This window comes from Methylogaea oryzae, assembly GCF_019669985.1.
GTDB lineage: Bacteria > Pseudomonadota > Gammaproteobacteria > Methylococcales > Methylococcaceae > Methylogaea > Methylogaea oryzae.
Genome location: NZ_AP019782.1, coordinates 1 through 15,503 on the forward strand (window position 1 = coordinate 1; position 15,503 = coordinate 15,503).

Annotated in this window: 17 protein-coding genes; 15 read left to right on the forward strand and 2 right to left on the reverse strand. The window is 59.9% G+C overall.

What is annotated here, in order from left to right:
- Positions 1 to 138 precede the first annotated feature (138 nt).
- From dnaA to folA, 7 genes are read left to right on the forward strand one after another with little or no spacing between them, the layout of a single operon-like run.
- Positions 139 to 1,476, forward strand: a complete 1,338-nt coding sequence (dnaA, locus tag K5607_RS00005; protein WP_221048855.1) for a chromosomal replication initiator protein DnaA — start codon at positions 139 to 141, stop codon at positions 1,474 to 1,476.
- A gap of 26 nt (positions 1,477 to 1,502) precedes the next feature.
- Positions 1,503 to 2,606, forward strand: coding sequence for a DNA polymerase III subunit beta (gene dnaN / locus K5607_RS00010; protein WP_054772794.1), 1,104 nt, complete (start codon positions 1,503 to 1,505; stop codon positions 2,604 to 2,606).
- A gap of 22 nt (positions 2,607 to 2,628) precedes the next feature.
- Entirely contained in the window at positions 2,629 to 3,738 is a 1,110-nt protein-coding gene (gene recF / locus K5607_RS00015) for a DNA replication/repair protein RecF (RefSeq protein WP_221047826.1), read from the forward strand.
- Between the two features lie 12 nt (positions 3,739 to 3,750).
- Positions 3,751 to 6,168 (forward strand): DNA topoisomerase (ATP-hydrolyzing) subunit B, encoded by a 2,418-nt coding sequence (gene gyrB, locus K5607_RS00020; RefSeq protein ID WP_054772791.1) that lies wholly within the window; start codon positions 3,751 to 3,753, stop codon positions 6,166 to 6,168.
- A gap of 6 nt (positions 6,169 to 6,174) precedes the next feature.
- On the forward strand, positions 6,175 to 6,963 hold the full coding sequence (gene lgt / locus K5607_RS00025) for a prolipoprotein diacylglyceryl transferase (protein WP_054772790.1): 789 nt from the start codon (positions 6,175 to 6,177) through the stop codon (positions 6,961 to 6,963).
- Between the two features lies 1 nt (position 6,964).
- Complete coding sequence (locus K5607_RS00030; RefSeq protein ID WP_221047827.1) at positions 6,965 to 7,759, forward strand: thymidylate synthase; 795 nt, start codon at positions 6,965 to 6,967, stop codon at positions 7,757 to 7,759.
- Between the two features lie 12 nt (positions 7,760 to 7,771).
- Positions 7,772 to 8,278: a type 3 dihydrofolate reductase gene (gene folA / locus K5607_RS00035; RefSeq protein ID WP_054772789.1), complete on the forward strand. Its 507-nt coding sequence runs from the start codon at positions 7,772 to 7,774 to the stop codon at positions 8,276 to 8,278.
- On the opposite strand, the gene K5607_RS00040 is transcribed toward folA, so the two are convergent.
- Together K5607_RS00040 and apaG are read right to left on the reverse strand one after the other, a co-directional pair.
- Positions 8,268 to 9,101, reverse strand: coding sequence for a symmetrical bis(5'-nucleosyl)-tetraphosphatase (locus K5607_RS00040; protein ID WP_054772788.1), 834 nt, complete (start codon positions 9,099 to 9,101; stop codon positions 8,268 to 8,270). The two genes, folA and K5607_RS00040, sit on opposite strands and share 11 nt — an antisense overlap.
- 6 nt (positions 9,102 to 9,107) lie before the next feature.
- Positions 9,108 to 9,488, reverse strand: a complete 381-nt coding sequence (gene apaG / locus K5607_RS00045; protein ID WP_054772787.1) for a Co2+/Mg2+ efflux protein ApaG — start codon at positions 9,486 to 9,488, stop codon at positions 9,108 to 9,110.
- Positions 9,489 to 9,604: 116 nt separating this feature from the next.
- On the opposite strand from apaG, the gene K5607_RS00050 reads away from it, so the two are divergent.
- The 8 genes from K5607_RS00050 to K5607_RS00085 all read left to right on the forward strand — a co-directional run bounded on the left by K5607_RS00050 (position 9,605) and on the right by K5607_RS00085 (position 15,491).
- Complete coding sequence (locus K5607_RS00050) at positions 9,605 to 10,165, forward strand: ankyrin repeat domain-containing protein (RefSeq protein WP_281427723.1); 561 nt, start codon at positions 9,605 to 9,607, stop codon at positions 10,163 to 10,165.
- A 27-nt stretch (positions 10,166 to 10,192) separates the two neighbouring features.
- Positions 10,193 to 11,569, forward strand: a complete 1,377-nt coding sequence (gene mpl / locus K5607_RS00055; protein WP_221047829.1) for a UDP-N-acetylmuramate:L-alanyl-gamma-D-glutamyl-meso-diaminopimelate ligase — start codon at positions 10,193 to 10,195, stop codon at positions 11,567 to 11,569.
- Positions 11,570 to 11,896: 327 nt separating this feature from the next.
- A complete protein-coding gene (gene hisB, locus K5607_RS00060) occupies positions 11,897 to 12,490 on the forward strand; it encodes an imidazoleglycerol-phosphate dehydratase HisB (RefSeq protein WP_221048856.1) in 594 nt (197 codons plus the stop codon).
- An 18-nt stretch (positions 12,491 to 12,508) separates the two neighbouring features.
- Positions 12,509 to 13,153: an imidazole glycerol phosphate synthase subunit HisH gene (gene hisH / locus K5607_RS00065; RefSeq protein WP_221047830.1), complete on the forward strand. Its 645-nt coding sequence runs from the start codon at positions 12,509 to 12,511 to the stop codon at positions 13,151 to 13,153.
- A 52-nt stretch (positions 13,154 to 13,205) separates the two neighbouring features.
- A complete protein-coding gene (gene hisA / locus K5607_RS00070; protein ID WP_054772785.1) occupies positions 13,206 to 13,937 on the forward strand; it encodes a 1-(5-phosphoribosyl)-5-[(5-phosphoribosylamino)methylideneamino]imidazole-4-carboxamide isomerase in 732 nt (243 codons plus the stop codon).
- Positions 13,938 to 14,008: 71 nt separating this feature from the next.
- Positions 14,009 to 14,785 carry an imidazole glycerol phosphate synthase subunit HisF gene (gene hisF, locus K5607_RS00075; RefSeq protein WP_221047831.1) on the forward strand — a complete coding sequence of 259 codons (777 nt, stop codon included), beginning with the start codon at positions 14,009 to 14,011 and terminating at the stop codon, positions 14,783 to 14,785.
- Positions 14,782 to 15,168, forward strand: a complete 387-nt coding sequence (gene hisI, locus K5607_RS00080; protein WP_054772784.1) for a phosphoribosyl-AMP cyclohydrolase — start codon at positions 14,782 to 14,784, stop codon at positions 15,166 to 15,168. Before hisF ends, hisI begins: the two co-directional genes overlap by 4 nt.
- A gap of 2 nt (positions 15,169 to 15,170) precedes the next feature.
- On the forward strand, positions 15,171 to 15,491 hold the full coding sequence (locus K5607_RS00085; protein WP_054772783.1) for a phosphoribosyl-ATP diphosphatase: 321 nt from the start codon (positions 15,171 to 15,173) through the stop codon (positions 15,489 to 15,491).
- The last annotated feature ends 12 nt before the right edge of the window (positions 15,492 to 15,503 follow it).

Below are 15,503 nucleotides of genomic sequence, written 5' to 3' on the forward strand. Positions count from 1 at the left end.
ATGATACGGGGCCGCCGCGCGGACGTCAATGCTGTTGTGGATAACTTCGGCGCATTCGAGTATTATAAGGCCTCGAATTTTCTGCATATTTGCGCGTTTCGGCGCGCTCGGACAGGCAGTGTGCACACCCGGGGGAGCATGACCGTTTGGGAGCAATGCGTCGACAAGTTGCAAAACGAGTTGCCGGCGCAGCAGTTCAATACCTGGATCAGACCGCTGCAAGCGGTTGAGGGCGAGGCCGAGTTAAGGCTGCTGGCGCCGAACCGGTTCGTGTTGGATTGGGTGAGGCAGCATTTTTTGCCGCGTATCGAAGAGCTGGTGGCGGGGCTGGGTAGCGGCGACGCCCCTGCCGCGGTCATCCTGGAAATCGGCAGCAAGCCGTCGGCCGCTGCGACTGCGCCGACGCTGCAGGCGCCGGCGGTGAAAAAATCCAGTGTCGCGCGTCGGCAATCGGTTCCCAACAACCTCAATACCGCATTTACCTTCGAAAATTTCGTCGAGGGCAAGTCCAACCAATTGGCCAAGGCCGCGTCATTCCAGGTGTCGGAGAACGTCGGCCGCGCCTACAATCCGCTGTTCATCTACGGCGGCGTGGGATTGGGAAAAACCCACCTCATGCATGCCATTGGCAACAACATCCTCAAGCATAACCCCGGCGCGAACGTGGTGTATTTGCATTCCGAGCGCTTTGTGTCGGACATGGTTAAGGCGTTGCAGCATAACGCTATCAATGCGTTCAAAGATCACTACCGTTCTGTCGATGCGTTGTTGATCGACGATATCCAATTCTTTGCGGGCAAGGAGCGTTCGCAGGAAGAGTTTTTTCATACCTTTAATACGCTGTTGGAAAATAAGCACCAGATGGTGCTTACGTGCGACAGATATCCAAAAGAAATCAAGGGTTTGGAAGAGCGCCTGAAGTCGCGCTTCGGCTGGGGGTTGCCCGTGGCCGTGGAGCCGCCGGATTTGGAAACGCGCGTGGCGATTCTGAAAAACAAGGCGACCCATTCCGGCGTGATGTTGTCGGACGAAGTGGCGTTTTTTATCGGCAAACGCATTCGCTCCAACGTGCGTGAATTGGAAGGGGCGTTGCGGCGCGTAATCGCCAATTCGCAGTTTACCGGAGAAACCATCACCCTCGATTTCGCCAAGGAAGCGTTGCGCGACCTCATCGCGCTGCAGGATAAGCTAGTCAATATCGACAACATCCAGAAGACGGTGGCGGAGTACTACAAGATTCGCGTCGCCGATTTGCTATCCAGCAGTCGCAGTCGCAACGTAGCCCGCCCACGACAGCTGGCCATGGCGTTGGCGAAGGAGTTGACCAGCCACAGCCTGCCGGAAATCGGCCAGTTTTTCGGCGGACGCGACCATACCACCGTGCTTCATGCCTGCCGAAAGATCAAGGAATTGCGGGAGAGCGACAGTCGCTTGTCCGACGATTACTCCAATTTGCTGCGGGTTATTTCGAGTTGAATTAAGGGTTCAAGAGGGCCGTCGCCATGAAATTGAATGTCGCCAGAGCGGATTTGCTCGGACTGCTGCAAAAAGTGATGGGCGTTGTGGAGCGCAAGCAGACGTTGCCCATACTCGGTAATGTGCTGATTCACAGCGAGCAGGGCCGATTGTCGTTGACGGCGACGGATTTGGAAATGGAGTTGATCGCCGAGGCGGCCTTGCCCGAGGTCTCGGAACAACTCGCGGTTACCGCTCCCGGGCGCAAGCTGCTGGACATTTGCCGTTCGTTGGCGGATGGCTGCGATGTGGGTCTGTTGGTGGAAGGGGATAAGCTGCGGTTGCAGTCCGGCAAGGCGCGGTTCACCTTGGCGACTCTGCCGGTCGATAATTTCCCAAGCTTCGAAGCCCCGGCGGTGGAGGAGCGTTTCGTTATCGACGGTTCGAAGTTGCGGCGGGCGCTGGAGCAGAGCATGTTCGCCATGGCGCTGCAGGACGTGCGTTTTTACCTGAACGGCTTGTTGCTGGAAGTGGAAGGCACGGCGTTGCGGGCGGTGGCGTCGGATGGCCATCGCCTCGCCTATAGCGAACAGATTCTGGATGCGCCGGTCAACGCGCAAAAGCAGGTGATTATTCCCCGAAAGGGCGTGGTCGAATTGCATCGCCTGTTGGGCGATTGGTCCGGTGAGGTTGAATTGACCCTCGGCGGCAATTCGCTGCGCGCGGTGATAGGCGATACGGTGTTTTCGGTGAAGTTGGTGGACGCGAAATACCCGGATTACCGACGCGTTATTCCCAGCGATGTGGGCCGGGTGATTAGCGTTGATAAAGAATCGCTGAAGCAGGCGTTGGCCCGCGTGTCGGTTGTTTGCCAGGAAAAATTCAAAAGCGTTCGTTTCGACTTCACCGCCGGCACCCTTTCCTTAAGTGCTACGAGCCCAGAGCAGGAAGAGGCTAGCGACGTAGTCGATGTGGATTATCAGGGTAAACCTTTGGAAACCGCCTATAACGGCAGCTACATCATGGATGCGCTGAACCATTGCGGCGGCGAAAGCATACGCTTTGGCATCGCCGATGGCAGCACCGCTTGCGTGATCGCGTCGGAAGGCGACGCGGCCAGCCGCTTTGTCGTAATGCCGCTACGTCTTTAATCGAGGCGGCCGGAACGATTTTGTGGCGCTGGCGCGGCTGATCGTTTCGGCGGTGCGCAACGTGCGCCACGCCGACGTTGCGCTTGCTCCCGGCTTGAACGTGCTGGTCGGTGCTAACGGCAGCGGTAAAAGTTCGGTGCTGGAAGCCATCCACTTGCTTAGTCAGGGTCGGTCGTTCCGTTCCGGAAATGTTCGGGGGCTGATTAGCTATGGGGAGAAGTCGCTATCGGTGGCAGGGCAGTTGCGGTCCTCGGCTTCCCCGGGTTTTACACAGATCGATATCAGCGTAGTCGGCGCTGAGCGCCGTCGCCGCGTCGACGGCCGCGTCTGCGAAAAGCAAGCGGAATTGGCGGCGTTGTTGCCGGTGGTGTTGTTGCAGCCGTCGTCACAAATTTTATTGGAGTCGTCTCCGGAACTGCGTCGGCAGTACATGGATTGGGGCGCTTTCCAAACCTGGGGCGCGACGTTTCTGTCGTGCTGGCGTCGTTACGGCAAGTGTCTCGAACAGCGTAATTCGTTGTTGCGGGGCGGCGGTTCAGCCGGATTGTTAGCCACCTGGGAGAAGGAGCTTGAACGTTACGGCGAGGCGCTGGCTAGGCTCCGGGGCGAATATGTGGAATTGCTCGGTCCATGGTTCGCCGACGCGGTAAGCCGCTTGGCTGCGGATCTCGGTGGTGTGGATTTTTCTTACGATGCCGGGTGGCCGCCAGGCGTGGCGTTGTCTGAAATATTGGGCCGCTCGCGGGACAAGGATCGTCGTTTGGGATATACGTCGGTGGGGCCGCATCGAGGGGATTTCCGTATCTCGGTTGATGGGCATCCGGTTAAGCAGGTGTTGTCGCGAGGACAGTTAAAGCTCGTCGTGGCGGCGCTTAAGGTTTCTCAGGCGCGAATGGCGCGGTTTCGGGGAGACGGCGGCGAGGTTTGTTTGTTGGTGGACGATCTTTCTGCCGAGTTGGACACGATCAACCGCCGCAGGTTGTTGGGGTATTTGCAAGAATCGGACTTGCAGGCGCTGGTTACCGGCACGGGTTGGGATCAGTTTGAAGGCATTGGTTTCGGTGCCGACGCGGCTATGTTCCACGTGGAACATGGCGTCGTTGCATCGGCCAAACACGGCATAAATCCATGAGGGCAGAGGCAAATGAGCCTAGAAACGGAACAGTACGATAGCTCAAACATTAAGGTCCTAAAGGGCCTGGATGCGGTGCGCAAGCGCCCAGGCATGTATATCGGCGACACCGATGACGGTACCGGGCTGCATCACATGGTGTTTGAGGTAGTGGATAACTCTATCGACGAGGCCCTGGCTGGATACTGCAAAGAAGTTAAAGTAACGCTGCACACCGATGGATCGGTCACCGTGAGCGACGATGGCCGCGGTATCCCCGTCGACATGCACCCGGAAGAGGGCCGTTCCGCCGCCGAGGTGATCATGACCGTGTTGCACGCCGGCGGCAAATTCGACGACAACGCCTATAAGGTCTCCGGCGGCTTGCACGGGGTGGGTGTTTCCGTGGTGAACGCCCTGTCCGAATGGTTGCGGTTGGAGATACGCCGCGGCGGAAAACTCTATCGCCAGGAGTACGCCGAGGGCGAGCCGCAGGCGCCTCTTGCCGTCGTCGGAGACGTAGACGAGGGCGTGAGCGGAACAACCATTCGCTTTAAGCCCAGCGCCAAAACCTTCACCAATAACCTGGAATACCATTACGACATTCTCGCCAAGCGCCTGAGAGAGTTGTCTTTCCTAAATTCCGGGGTGAAGATCCATCTTTACGACGAGCGTAGCGAACGGGAGGACTTGTTCGAGTACGAAGGCGGTATCCGGGCTTTCGTCGAGCATCTCAACAAAAATAAAACGCCGTTGACCGGCAAGGTGTTCAGTTTCAAGACGAAAAAAGACGATATCGAAGTGGAAGTCGCCATGCAATGGAACGACTCCTACCAGGAAAACATCTTCTGCTACACCAACAATATTCCGCAACGCGACGGCGGTACCCATTTGGCGGGGTTTCGCGGAGCGTTGACGCGCACTTTGAATCAGTACATCGACAGCCAAGCGGCGCTGAAAAAACAAAAGACGCCAACTTCCGGCGACGACGCCCGAGAAGGGTTGACTGCCGTATTGTCCGTGAAAGTGCCGGATCCGAAGTTCTCGTCCCAAACCAAGGATAAGTTGGTATCTTCCGAAGTAAAGCCGGTGGTGGAATCCACCATGAACGAGCAGTTCGAAACCTACCTTCTGGAAAATCCGGCCGACGCCAAAATCATCGCCAACAAAATGCTGGAAGCCGCCAGGGCCCGCGAAGCCGCTCGCAAGGCGCGAGAGCTGACGCGACGAAAATCCGCCCTGGATATCGCCGGTCTGCCCGGCAAGCTGGCCGATTGTCAGGAAAAAGATCCGGCCTTATCCGAACTCTTCATCGTCGAGGGCGACTCCGCCGGCGGCTCCGCCAAGCAGGGCCGGGACCGTCGTACCCAAGCGATATTGCCCCTAAAAGGCAAAATCCTCAATGTGGAGCGGGCGCGATTCGACCGCATGATTTCATCGGAAGAAGTCGGTACCTTGATTACCGCCCTCGGCTGCGGAATCGGCAAAGACGAATACGACCCGGAAAAGCTGCGCTATCACCGCATCATCATCATGACCGACGCGGACGTCGACGGCTCGCATATCCGCACTTTGCTGCTGACATTCTTTTACCGGCAGATGCGGGAACTGGTGGAGCGTGGCCACATCTACATCGCCCAGCCGCCGTTGTACAAGGTCAAGAAAGGCAAACAAGAGCACTACGTCAAGGACGACGGTGAGTTGAGCCAATACCTATTGCAACTGGCCCTGCAAAAAGCCCGGCTCTACACCGCCGATGAAGCGCCGCCCATCCAGGGGGCGCCCTTGGAGAAATTGGCGCGCGATTATTTGGAAGCCTTGGCCGTGGTGCATCGGCTCTCCAGTCGTTACGATGAAGAGTTCCTCGGCGCGTTGATATCGGTGCGGCCATTGAAAGATGCCGACAATGTCGAGCAACAGCGTCAGTGGTATGAGCAAGTGATGCTGCAACTGAATAAAAACCAGACGGGTCCGGTGTACTCGTTTACGCTGGACACCAGCGGCGACGAACCGTTGGTGATCGTCGAGCGTCGCCTGCACGGCCTGCGTCGCAGTTTTTCCGTGCCGACCGGGTTTTTCCGCAGCACCGATTACGCGCGTATTGCCGCCTTCGCCGCAGAAAACACCGATTTGTTCGCCGCGTCCGGCGCCACCATCACCATGGACGAGCAGCGCCATCCGGTGGCCGACTTCCCGGTGGCGTTCGAATGGCTGATGAAAGAAGCCCGCAAGGGGCAGCAGATCCAGCGATACAAAGGCTTGGGCGAAATGAATCCCGAGCAGCTTTGGGAAACCACGCTGGACTCCAACAGCCGGCGTCTGCTACAGGTGCGCATCGAAGACGCCATCGCCGCCGACGAGGTGTTTACCACGCTAATGGGCGATCAGGTGGAGCCGCGCCGCGACTTTATCGAACGCAATGCCCTTGAAGTAGCCAACCTGGACGTATAACCCAGCATGATTGCTTATCCGAATATCGACCCTGTAGCCATCAGTTTGGGGCCGTTGCAGATCCATTGGTATGGTTTGATGTACGTGGTCGGTATTCTGGGCGCTTGGTGGCTGGCTCGGCGGAGAGCCCCGCAGCAACATCCGGAGTGGGCGCCGGAAGTCGTGGACGACATGATTTTCTATGCCGCTCTGGGGGTGGTGCTGGGAGGGCGTTTGGGATACATGCTGTTCTACAACTTCCCCGTGCTGTTGGACGATCCCGCGGCGTTGCTTAAAGTGTGGCAAGGGGGCATGTCTTTTCACGGAGGCATGCTGGGGGTCTTCATCGCGTTGTGGTGGCTGGGGCGTAGCACCAAAATCGGTTTTTTCCCTTTGACCGACTTCATCGCCCCCATGGTGCCCATCGGGCTCTTTACGGGACGCATCGGCAACTTCATTAATGGGGAGTTGTGGGGAAAGCCTACGGATCTGCCGTGGGGAATCGTTTTTCCCGATGCGGGCATGGAGCCGCGCCATCCTTCCCAGCTTTACGAAGCGGGCCTAGAGGGAGTGTTGTTGTTTGCCGTGCTGATGGCTTTCAGTCGCCATAGACAGCCCACCGTTGCGGTGAGCGGATTGTTCATGATTGGCTACGGCGCCTGCCGCTTTCTCGTCGAATTCGTGCGCGTTCCCGATCCTCAGTTGGGCTATTTGGCGTTCGGCTGGTTGACCATGGGCCAGTTGTTGACCGTGCCGATGATCGCCGTCGGCGTGGCGCTGATGGCCTACGCTTACCGCCGCCAAGCCGGTACTTGATATGCGCCAGTATCTCGACTTACTGCGCCAAGTACGGGAGTGCGGCACGCGCAAAGCCGATCGCACCGGTACCGGTACCCTGAGCCTGTTCGGCCACCAAATGCGCTTTGATTTGGCTCAGGGATTTCCGTTGCTCACCACCAAAAAACTGCACCTTCGCTCCATCATCCACGAGCTGATTTGGTTCTTGCGGGGAGACACCAATCTTCGCTATCTGCACGAACACGGCGTGACCATATGGGACGAATGGGCCGACGCCAACGGCGAATTGGGGCCGGTCTACGGCTATCAATGGCGATCCTGGCCTGCCGCTGACGGCAGGCATATCGACCAGCTGCGCGGCCTCATGGAGCAACTACGCGTCAATCCCGACTCGCGCCGACTCATCGTTTCGGCATGGAACGTGGCGGATATCGAACAAATGGCGTTGCCGCCGTGCCACGCCTTGTTCCAATTTTACGTCGCCGACGGCCGTCTTAGCTGCCAGCTGTACCAGCGCTCAGCGGACGTGTTCCTCGGCGTGCCTTTCAATATCGCCTCCTACGCCTTACTGACCATGATGGTGGCGCAAGCGAGCGGGCTGCAACCGGGGCATTTCATACACACGTTCGGCGACGTGCATTTGTATTTGAATCATCTCGAGCAGGCGGATCTGCAACTCAGCCGAGAGCCGTATCCGCCGCCGACCATGCGCCTCAATCCAGAAGTCACCGACCTGTTCCAATTCGCCTACGACGATTTCACCTTGGACGATTACCGGGCGCATCCGCATATTTCCGCACCGGTCGCGGTGTAAGGAGAGGCGAAGATGCGAATTTCCCTGGTAGTGGCAATGTCGCGCAATCGGGTGATCGGCATCGACAATCGCCTGCCCTGGCGTCTGCCAGAAGACCTCAAATACTTCCGGGCGCTTACGTGGGGCAAGCCGATCGTCATGGGGCGGCGCACCCACGAGTCCATCGGCCGCCCTCTGCCGGGACGACACAACATCGTGGTGACCCGCAACGCGGACTACCGCGCCGACGGATGCACCGTCGTGGACAGCCTGGAGTCCGCCTGGAAAGCGGCGGATGCGGATGAAGTGATGGTGATCGGCGGCGCGGAACTGTATGCGCAAACCCTCGCCCAGGCGAGCCGTCTTTACCTGACGCTGGTGGACGCGGACTTCGAGGGAGACACTTACTTTCCGACTTACGACCAGGACGCGTGGCGAGAGCAGGGACGGCAATGCCACGAGCCGGACGCGCAAAACCCTTACCGCTATTGCTATTTGGTTCTGGAGCGAGGAGAGGGCGAGGGATCGTTTAAGTGTTAACGGAACCTGGCGGCAGCGAGGCGCGGCACGAGACGCTGGTGCGGCGCTTTTCACCGTCCAAGCGCAGCGCCGTGAGCTCTCCTCCCCACAGACAGCCGCTATCCAGACAGTAACAGCCGTCGCCTGCGTAAAAGCCCAGGGTCGACCAATGGCCGAATACAATTTCCGTTTCGCGGTTGCGGCGATTGGGCGCGGCGAACCAGGGAGCAAGATGAGCGTCCTGAGTGGACGGAGCCCCCTTGAACGTCAAATCCAGCCTTCCGTCCTTGTCGCAATAGCGTAACCGGGTGAGGCAGTTCGTGACGAAACGCAGCCGTTCCCAGCCTTCGAGTTGCGGAGACCATTGATAGGGCACGTCGCCGTACATGTGGTCGAAGAACGCTTGGTAGTTGTCGCTCCGCAACACGGCTTCGACTTCCGCGGCGCAGCTTGCGGCCGTCGCCAAGTCCCATTGGGGAGGCAGGCCGGCATGCACCAGGCAGTAGGGTGCTTGCCAATGCAGCAACGGCCGTCGCCGCAGCCAGTCCAGCAGCTCGTCTACGTCGGGCGCGGCGAGCACCTCGTCCAGGGTGTCCTTCCGGTGCGGCTTGCGCTTCCGCGCGGCGACCGCCAGCAAGTGCAGGTCGTGGTTGCCCAGCACCGTGACGGCCGCGTCGCCCAATTGCTTGACGAAACGAAGCGTGTCGAGAGAGTGGGGTCCCCGGTTGACCAGATCGCCGGTGAACCAGAGCCGGTCCGCGGTGGGATCGAAGGAGAGCTTATCCAGTAGGCGGAGCAGCGAGGTGTAACAGCCCTGGATATCGCCGATGGCGTAGAGCGCCATGTGGGGCTAGTGCAGCGTACGAGGAATGGCCAGCGTGAACGCCGGTATCTCGGTGTCGAAGCGCTCCCCATCGTCGGTCACCATAGCGTAGCTACCCTTCATAATACCGACCGGGGTAGCGATCATGGCTGAACTGGAATAACGAAACGATTCGCCGGGCTGTAAATAAGGCTGCACGCCGACCACGCCGTCGCCCTGAACTTCCTGCTCCCTGCCGTGGGCGTCCGTGATCAGCCAGCGCCGGGACAACAGCCGCGCTGGGACTTCGCCTCGATTGCTGATGGTGATGGTATAAACGAACACGTAGCGGCCGGCTACCGGCTCCGAATCGGAGTCCACGAATTTACTAACCGCCTCTACGACAATGCTATGCTTTTGATCCTTCATGGAACACCCCACCCGATGAGAAGCGCAGACTAGTTATGTTGCATTTTAACCGAATAGCCGGGCAGGGCGCGAAACCCCGGGGCGGGATCGTCCTGGCCGTATTGTTAAGCGTGGCCATGGCCGCCTATGCCGAGGACGGCGCCGGCGGCGGCGGGAGTCTCAACGAAGACCTATGGTTGGCGGTAACGCAGGGAAACGTGAGCCGTGTCGAAACCGCATTGGCGCAAGGCATGGACGTGAATGCCAAGACCGCCGCGGGCCGCACGTCGCTGATGCTGGCCGCCGCGCACGGCAACCAACGCGTCGCGAAGGCGTTGTTGGCATACGGCGCCGACGTAAAGATGGCCGATCCGCGAGGGATCACCGCACTCATGGACGCCGTGATCTACGGCGAGCACCAGTTGGTGACCCTGCTGATCAATGCCGGCGCCGATGTGAACGGCGCCGATGCGGGCGGCGAAATGGTACTGGAGAAAGCGAAAAAAACCGGCAACAAACTTATCGTCGGACTATTGGAAAAAGCCGGCGCCAAAGCGAAGGAGCAAGAGCCTCCCCCAGAGGAAGTCAAAGATCCCAAGGATAAAGGCAAGGGAGGAGCCAAAGCTCCAGCGACCGCCGGGGACAAAAAAGACGGTCCAGGGGCGGCCGGCGCCAAAGCCCCGCCGCCGAAAAAATGACCCATAGCGAAGCGCGAAATTAAGAACATGAGCCAACCTAAACACATTCACATATTGGGCGTCTGCGGCACGTTTATGGGCGGCTTGGCGGTGCTGGCCCAGCAACTGGGCTATCGTGTCAGCGGATCCGACCAAAACGTCTATCCCCCCATGAGCACCCAATTGCAAAGCCAGGGCATTCGCTTGATGGAGGGATATCGCGCGGAGAATCTCGACCCGGCGCCGGACCTGGTTGTGGTGGGCAACGCCATGTCGCGCGGCAACGCGGAAGTGGAGGCGGTGCTGGAACGAGGGCTGCCGTACGTGTCCGGTCCCCAGTGGCTCTACGAACACGTACTGAAAGATCGCTGGGTGCTGGCCGTCGCCGGAACCCACGGCAAGACCACCACCACGAGCCTGCTCGCCTGGATATTGGAGGATTGCGGCTACGATCCTGGCTTTCTGGTGGGCGGGATTCCTCAAAACTTCGGCCTCTCGGCACGCTTGGGGAGCGGGCCCCACTTCGTGGTGGAGGCCGACGAATACGACACGGCGTTTTTCGACAAGCGTTCCAAGTTCGTCCATTACCGGCCGCGTACCGCCGTCCTGAACAACCTGGAATACGACCACGCCGATATTTTTCCGGATTTAACCGACATTCAGCGCCAATTCCACCACTTGGTGCGCACGGTGCCAGGCAACGGCTTGTTGATCGCTCCGCAGAACGACGCGGCCCTAGACGAAACCTTGGCCATGGGCTGTTGGACGCCGGTACAGCGTACCGCTCTAAACAGCGGCGAATCCGATTGGTCGGCGCAGTTGCTCAGCGAGGACGGCGGCAAGTTCGCCGTTTCCTTGCGAGGCAGGCCGTTGGGAGAGGTGGCGTGGTCCATGGTGGGACGCCACAACGTCATGAACGCCCTGTCCGCCTTGGCGGCCGCCAGTCATGCGGGCGTGGAGCCGGAGAGGGCATTGCAAGCCCTGGCGCGCTTTCAGGGAATCAAGCGGCGGCTGGAGTTGCGCGCGCAGGTGGACGGCGTTTCCCTCTACGACGACTTCGCCCACCATCCGACAGCGGTGCGCGCAACCCTGGAAGCCCTACGCGCTCGGGTGGGCAAAGATCGCATCATTGCCGTGCTGGAGCCGCGTTCCAATACCATGCGACTGGGCGTGCACGGCGCCGCTTTGGGGGAAAGCCTGCGTACGGCCGACCGCGCGCTGCTCTATCGTCCGCAGGCGCTGGCGTGGGATTTGTCGTCGGCGGTCGGGGCGGCCGACAATATCGAAATCTATGACGATATCGATGCCATGGTGCGGCATGTGTGCCTGGAAGCGAAGCCGGGCGACCACGTGATATTCATGAGCAACGGCGGCTTCGGCGGGATTCACGGCAAAGCCGAGCAGGCATTGCGCGAGCGGGGATAAGCGTTACGAAAGTCGACGGCAATAAAAAACCCCAGCGGGCATCCTATCCGCTGGGGTAACCATCGCCTGCTTGGTTGGCAGAACTGACCCGATCCTTGGGGACTTCCTGTCAAAGACTCCTAGAAATTCCTTATCCCGCGGTTTGGCGACGGTTCTATTGTGATCGTATCGCCAGCGTATGTATGCAAGCCTAAGCTGAAGTTTATGTAAGCCTAGGCTTACAAACCGTGTAAGCCTTCGCCGGGTTTGGCATTCCCTGCCGGGACGGTTATCATGCCCGGCATAGGGGCGCAGCCCTTCGTTTGATCATATTTTTAGCCAATGGCAATCATGGGACGAATCGCGGAAGTCGCAAGAAACACGTTGGAAACCCGCATCCAGGTACGCCTAGATCTGGATGGCGGCGGCCAAGGCCGTTTCGCTACCGGCGTTCCGTTTTTGGAGCACATGCTCGACCAGGTGGCGCGTCACGGGGTAATGGACCTGGACGTGCAAGCCGAAGGGGATCTGCATATCGACGCCCACCATATGGTGGAGGACGTGGGCATAACCCTGGGCCAGGCTTTCGACCAAGCGTTGGGCGACCGCAAGGGCATTCGGCGTTACGGCCATGCCTACGTGCCTTTGGACGAAGCGCTGTCGCGAGTGGTGATCGATTTTTCCGGGCGTCCCGGCCTGTTTTACGGCGTGACGTTTCCCCGCGAGCACATCGGCCAGTTTGAGACCGATTTATTCCGCGAGTTTTTCCAGGGATTCGCCAACCACGCCCGCGCCACGGTGCACATCGACAACCTCAAAGGCGTCAATTCCCACCACATCGCGGAAACCATCTTCAAGGCCTTCGGCCGCGCCCTGCGCAACGCCGTGGAAGCCGACGAACGCATGCAAGGCGCCATGCCTTCCACTAAAGGCAGTTTGTAACTCTTAAGCCGCAATATTATGTCCACCGTCGCCGTAGTCGACTACGGAATGGGAAACCTCCATTCCATCGCCAAGGCTTTGCAGCGCGTTGCGCCCGGAGCCGACATTCGCATTACCCACGACAAAGCGCTGATCCAGGCCGCCGGGCGCGTCGTGTTTCCCGGCGTCGGCGCCATTCGCGACTGCATGCACGCGCTGCGGGAACTGGATTTGGAAGACACCTTGCGCCAGGCGGCGGCGGAAAAGCCTTTTCTCGGCATCTGCCTGGGGATGCAAGCGCTGTTGGACTTCAGCGAAGAAAACGAGGGCGTCGCGGGACTCGGCATATTGCCGGGGCGCGTCGTGCGTTTTGCCGACGACCTGCGCGACGCGCAGGGAGAGCCGCTAAAAATCCCCCACATGGGTTGGAACACCGTGCGGCAGCTCGGCGAACACCCGCTGTGGCAAGGCATTGCCCAGGACAGCCGTTTTTATTTCGTGCACAGCTACTACGCTCGGCCGGAGGACGCGTCCACGGTGGCCGCCACTTCGGATTACCCCACGCCGTTCGCTTGTGCATTGGCGAAGGGCAATCTGTTCGCGGTGCAATTTCACCCGGAAAAAAGCCAGCATGCCGGTCTGCGCCTGCTGGAGAATTTCCTTGGGTGGGACGGCACCTGTTGATAACATTGAACGCATAGCGTTTCCTTATCGTAAGCGAGGCTTCGAGGTCCGTATGTTGCTGATACCGGCGATTGACTTGAAAGATGGCAAGTGTGTGCGCCTGCGCCAGGGGCGCATGGACGACGACACCGTATTCTCCGAAGACCCCGTGGCCATGGCTGGACGTTGGGTGGAGGCGGGCACCAAGCGTCTGCATCTGGTGGATTTGGACGGTGCGGTGGCCGGTCGGCCGCGCAACGCCGACGTCATTCACGCCATCGCCGAGGCCTATCCCGACGTGCGCCTCCAGGTGGGTGGCGGCATCAGGGACGAGGACACCATCCAGGCTTATATCGATGCGGGCGTAAGCTACGTCATCATCGGCACCAAGGCGGTTACCGCCCCCCATTTCGTCCGCGAAATCGGCGTGGAGTTTCCCGGCCACATCATCGTCGGCCTGGATGCCCAGGACGGCAAGGTCGCCATCGACGGCTGGTCGAAGCTGTCCCAGCACGACGTGATCGACTTGGCGAAAAAGTTCGAGGACGACGGCGTCGAAGCCATCATCTACACCGACATCAGCCGCGACGGCATGATGCAGGGCGTCAACGTGGAAGCCACGGCGCGGCTGGCGCGGGCCATCAACATCCCGGTCATCGCCTCCGGTGGCATCACCAATATGGACGACATCCGCGCCTTGGGCGCCGTGGTGGGCGACGGCGTCATCGGCGCAATCACCGGCCGCGCCATCTACGAAGGCACGCTGGATTTCTCCGAAGCCCTCAAGCTGGCCGAAACTTATTGACGCGGCCACGCTCCCCCGCCTTTCGTCGGGGGAGCCCGATGCGCCTCCGACGCGACTGAAACGGTAACAACATGGGTTTAGCCAAGCGCATCATTCCTTGCCTGGACGTGGACAACGGCCGGGTGGTCAAAGGCGTCAAATTCGTCGATATCCGCGACGCGGGCGACCCGGTGGAAATCGCCCGTCGCTACGACGCCGAAGGCGCCGACGAGCTGACCTTTCTGGACATCACCGCCAGCTCCGACAATCGCGCCACCATGGTGCACGTGGTGGAGCAGGTGGCGGGGCAGGTGTTCATTCCCCTCACCGTGGGCGGCGGCATCCGCACCCTGGAGGACATCCGCCGCATGCTGAACGCCGGCGCCGACAAGGTCGGCATCAATACGGCCGCCGTGTTCAATCCGGAGTTCGTGCGCGAAGCGGCGGAAAAATTCGGCGCCCAGTGCATCGTAGTGGCCATCGACGCGAAAAAGGTCAGCCAGCCGGGCGAGGCGGATCGCTGGGAAATCTTTACCCACGGCGGCCGCAAGCCCACCGGTTTGGACGCGGTGCAGTGGGCCAAACGGATGGTGGAATACGGCGCCGGCGAAATTTTGCTGACCAGCATGGATCGCGACGGCACCAAGGCGGGGTTCGACTTGCCCCTGACCCGCGCCGTGTCCGAAGCGGTGGCCGTGCCGGTGATCGCGTCCGGCGGCGTCGGCAACCTGGATCATTTGGCCGACGGCATCACCCAAGGCAAGGCGGACGCCGTACTCGCGGCGAGTATTTTTCATTTCGGCGAATACACCGTGCGCCAGGCCAAGGAGCGCATGGCGGAGCGCGGCATCGAGGTACGTTTGCCATGAGCGGCGATTGGTTGGAAGATGTCTGCTGGGACGGCAACGGCTTGGTGACCGCCGTGGCCCAGGAAGTCGGCAGCGGCCAGATTTTGATGGTGGCGTGGATGAACCGCGAAGCGCTGAGCTTGACGGTGGCGGAAGGTTACGCCGTTTATTGGTCGCGTTCCCGCCAGCGCCTGTGGCGCAAGGGCGAGGAGTCCGGCCATCGGCAAAAAGTCCATGATATCCGCCTGGATTGCGACGGCGACGTCATCCTGCTGCTCGTCGAACAGGCGGGCGGCATTGCCTGCCATACCGGCCGCCACCATTGCTTCTACCGCAGCTTCAAAGAAGGGCGATGGGCGACGGTGGAGCCGGTATTAAAAGACCCCAAGGCCATCTATCAATAGTCATGAACGACGACGTATTACGCCAACTCGCCGCTGTGCTGGAGCAGCGCAAAAGCCAGGATCCCAAGCAATCCTACGTGGCTTCCCTGTATCACAAGGGGCTGGACACCATCCTGAAAAAAATCGGCGAAGAGGCCACCGAGCTGGTTATCGCCGGCAAGGGCGGCGACAAGGACCAGGTGATCTACGAAGCCGCCGACCTTTGGTTCCACAGCATGGTCCTGCTGGCCCAGCAAGGGCTGGGGCCGGAGTTGGTGCTGGCGGAATTGCAACGCCGTTTCGGGCTGTCGGGACTGGAGGAAAAAGCCAGCCGTGCCGACTAGGAGGGATTGCGG

Excerpts from the sequence above, each read along its gene's own strand:
- K5607_RS00030 (WP_221047827.1), top strand. The coding sequence starts at position 6,965 with ATGCGCCAGTATCTCGACTTACTGCGCCAAGTACGGGAGTGCGGCACG.
- hisH (WP_221047830.1), top strand. The coding sequence starts at position 12,509 with ATGTCCACCGTCGCCGTAGTCGACTACGGAATGGGAAACCTCCATTCC.
- hisA (WP_054772785.1), top strand. The coding sequence starts at position 13,206 with ATGTTGCTGATACCGGCGATTGACTTGAAAGATGGCAAGTGTGTGCGC.
- folA (WP_054772789.1), top strand. The coding sequence starts at position 7,772 with ATGCGAATTTCCCTGGTAGTGGCAATGTCGCGCAATCGGGTGATCGGC.
- K5607_RS00050 (WP_281427723.1), top strand. The coding sequence starts at position 9,605 with ATGGCCGCCTATGCCGAGGACGGCGCCGGCGGCGGCGGGAGTCTCAAC.
- lgt (WP_054772790.1), top strand. The coding sequence starts at position 6,175 with ATGATTGCTTATCCGAATATCGACCCTGTAGCCATCAGTTTGGGGCCG.
- mpl (WP_221047829.1), top strand. The coding sequence starts at position 10,193 with ATGAGCCAACCTAAACACATTCACATATTGGGCGTCTGCGGCACGTTT.
- dnaA (WP_221048855.1), top strand. The coding sequence starts at position 139 with ATGACCGTTTGGGAGCAATGCGTCGACAAGTTGCAAAACGAGTTGCCG.
- gyrB (WP_054772791.1), top strand. The coding sequence starts at position 3,751 with ATGAGCCTAGAAACGGAACAGTACGATAGCTCAAACATTAAGGTCCTA.
- hisI (WP_054772784.1), top strand. The coding sequence starts at position 14,782 with ATGAGCGGCGATTGGTTGGAAGATGTCTGCTGGGACGGCAACGGCTTG.
- dnaN (WP_054772794.1), top strand. The coding sequence starts at position 1,503 with ATGAAATTGAATGTCGCCAGAGCGGATTTGCTCGGACTGCTGCAAAAA.
- hisF (WP_221047831.1), top strand. The coding sequence starts at position 14,009 with ATGGGTTTAGCCAAGCGCATCATTCCTTGCCTGGACGTGGACAACGGC.
- K5607_RS00085 (WP_054772783.1), top strand. The coding sequence starts at position 15,171 with ATGAACGACGACGTATTACGCCAACTCGCCGCTGTGCTGGAGCAGCGC.
- apaG (WP_054772787.1), bottom strand. The coding sequence starts at position 9,488 with ATGAAGGATCAAAAGCATAGCATTGTCGTAGAGGCGGTTAGTAAATTC.
- K5607_RS00040 (WP_054772788.1), bottom strand. The coding sequence starts at position 9,101 with ATGGCGCTCTACGCCATCGGCGATATCCAGGGCTGTTACACCTCGCTG.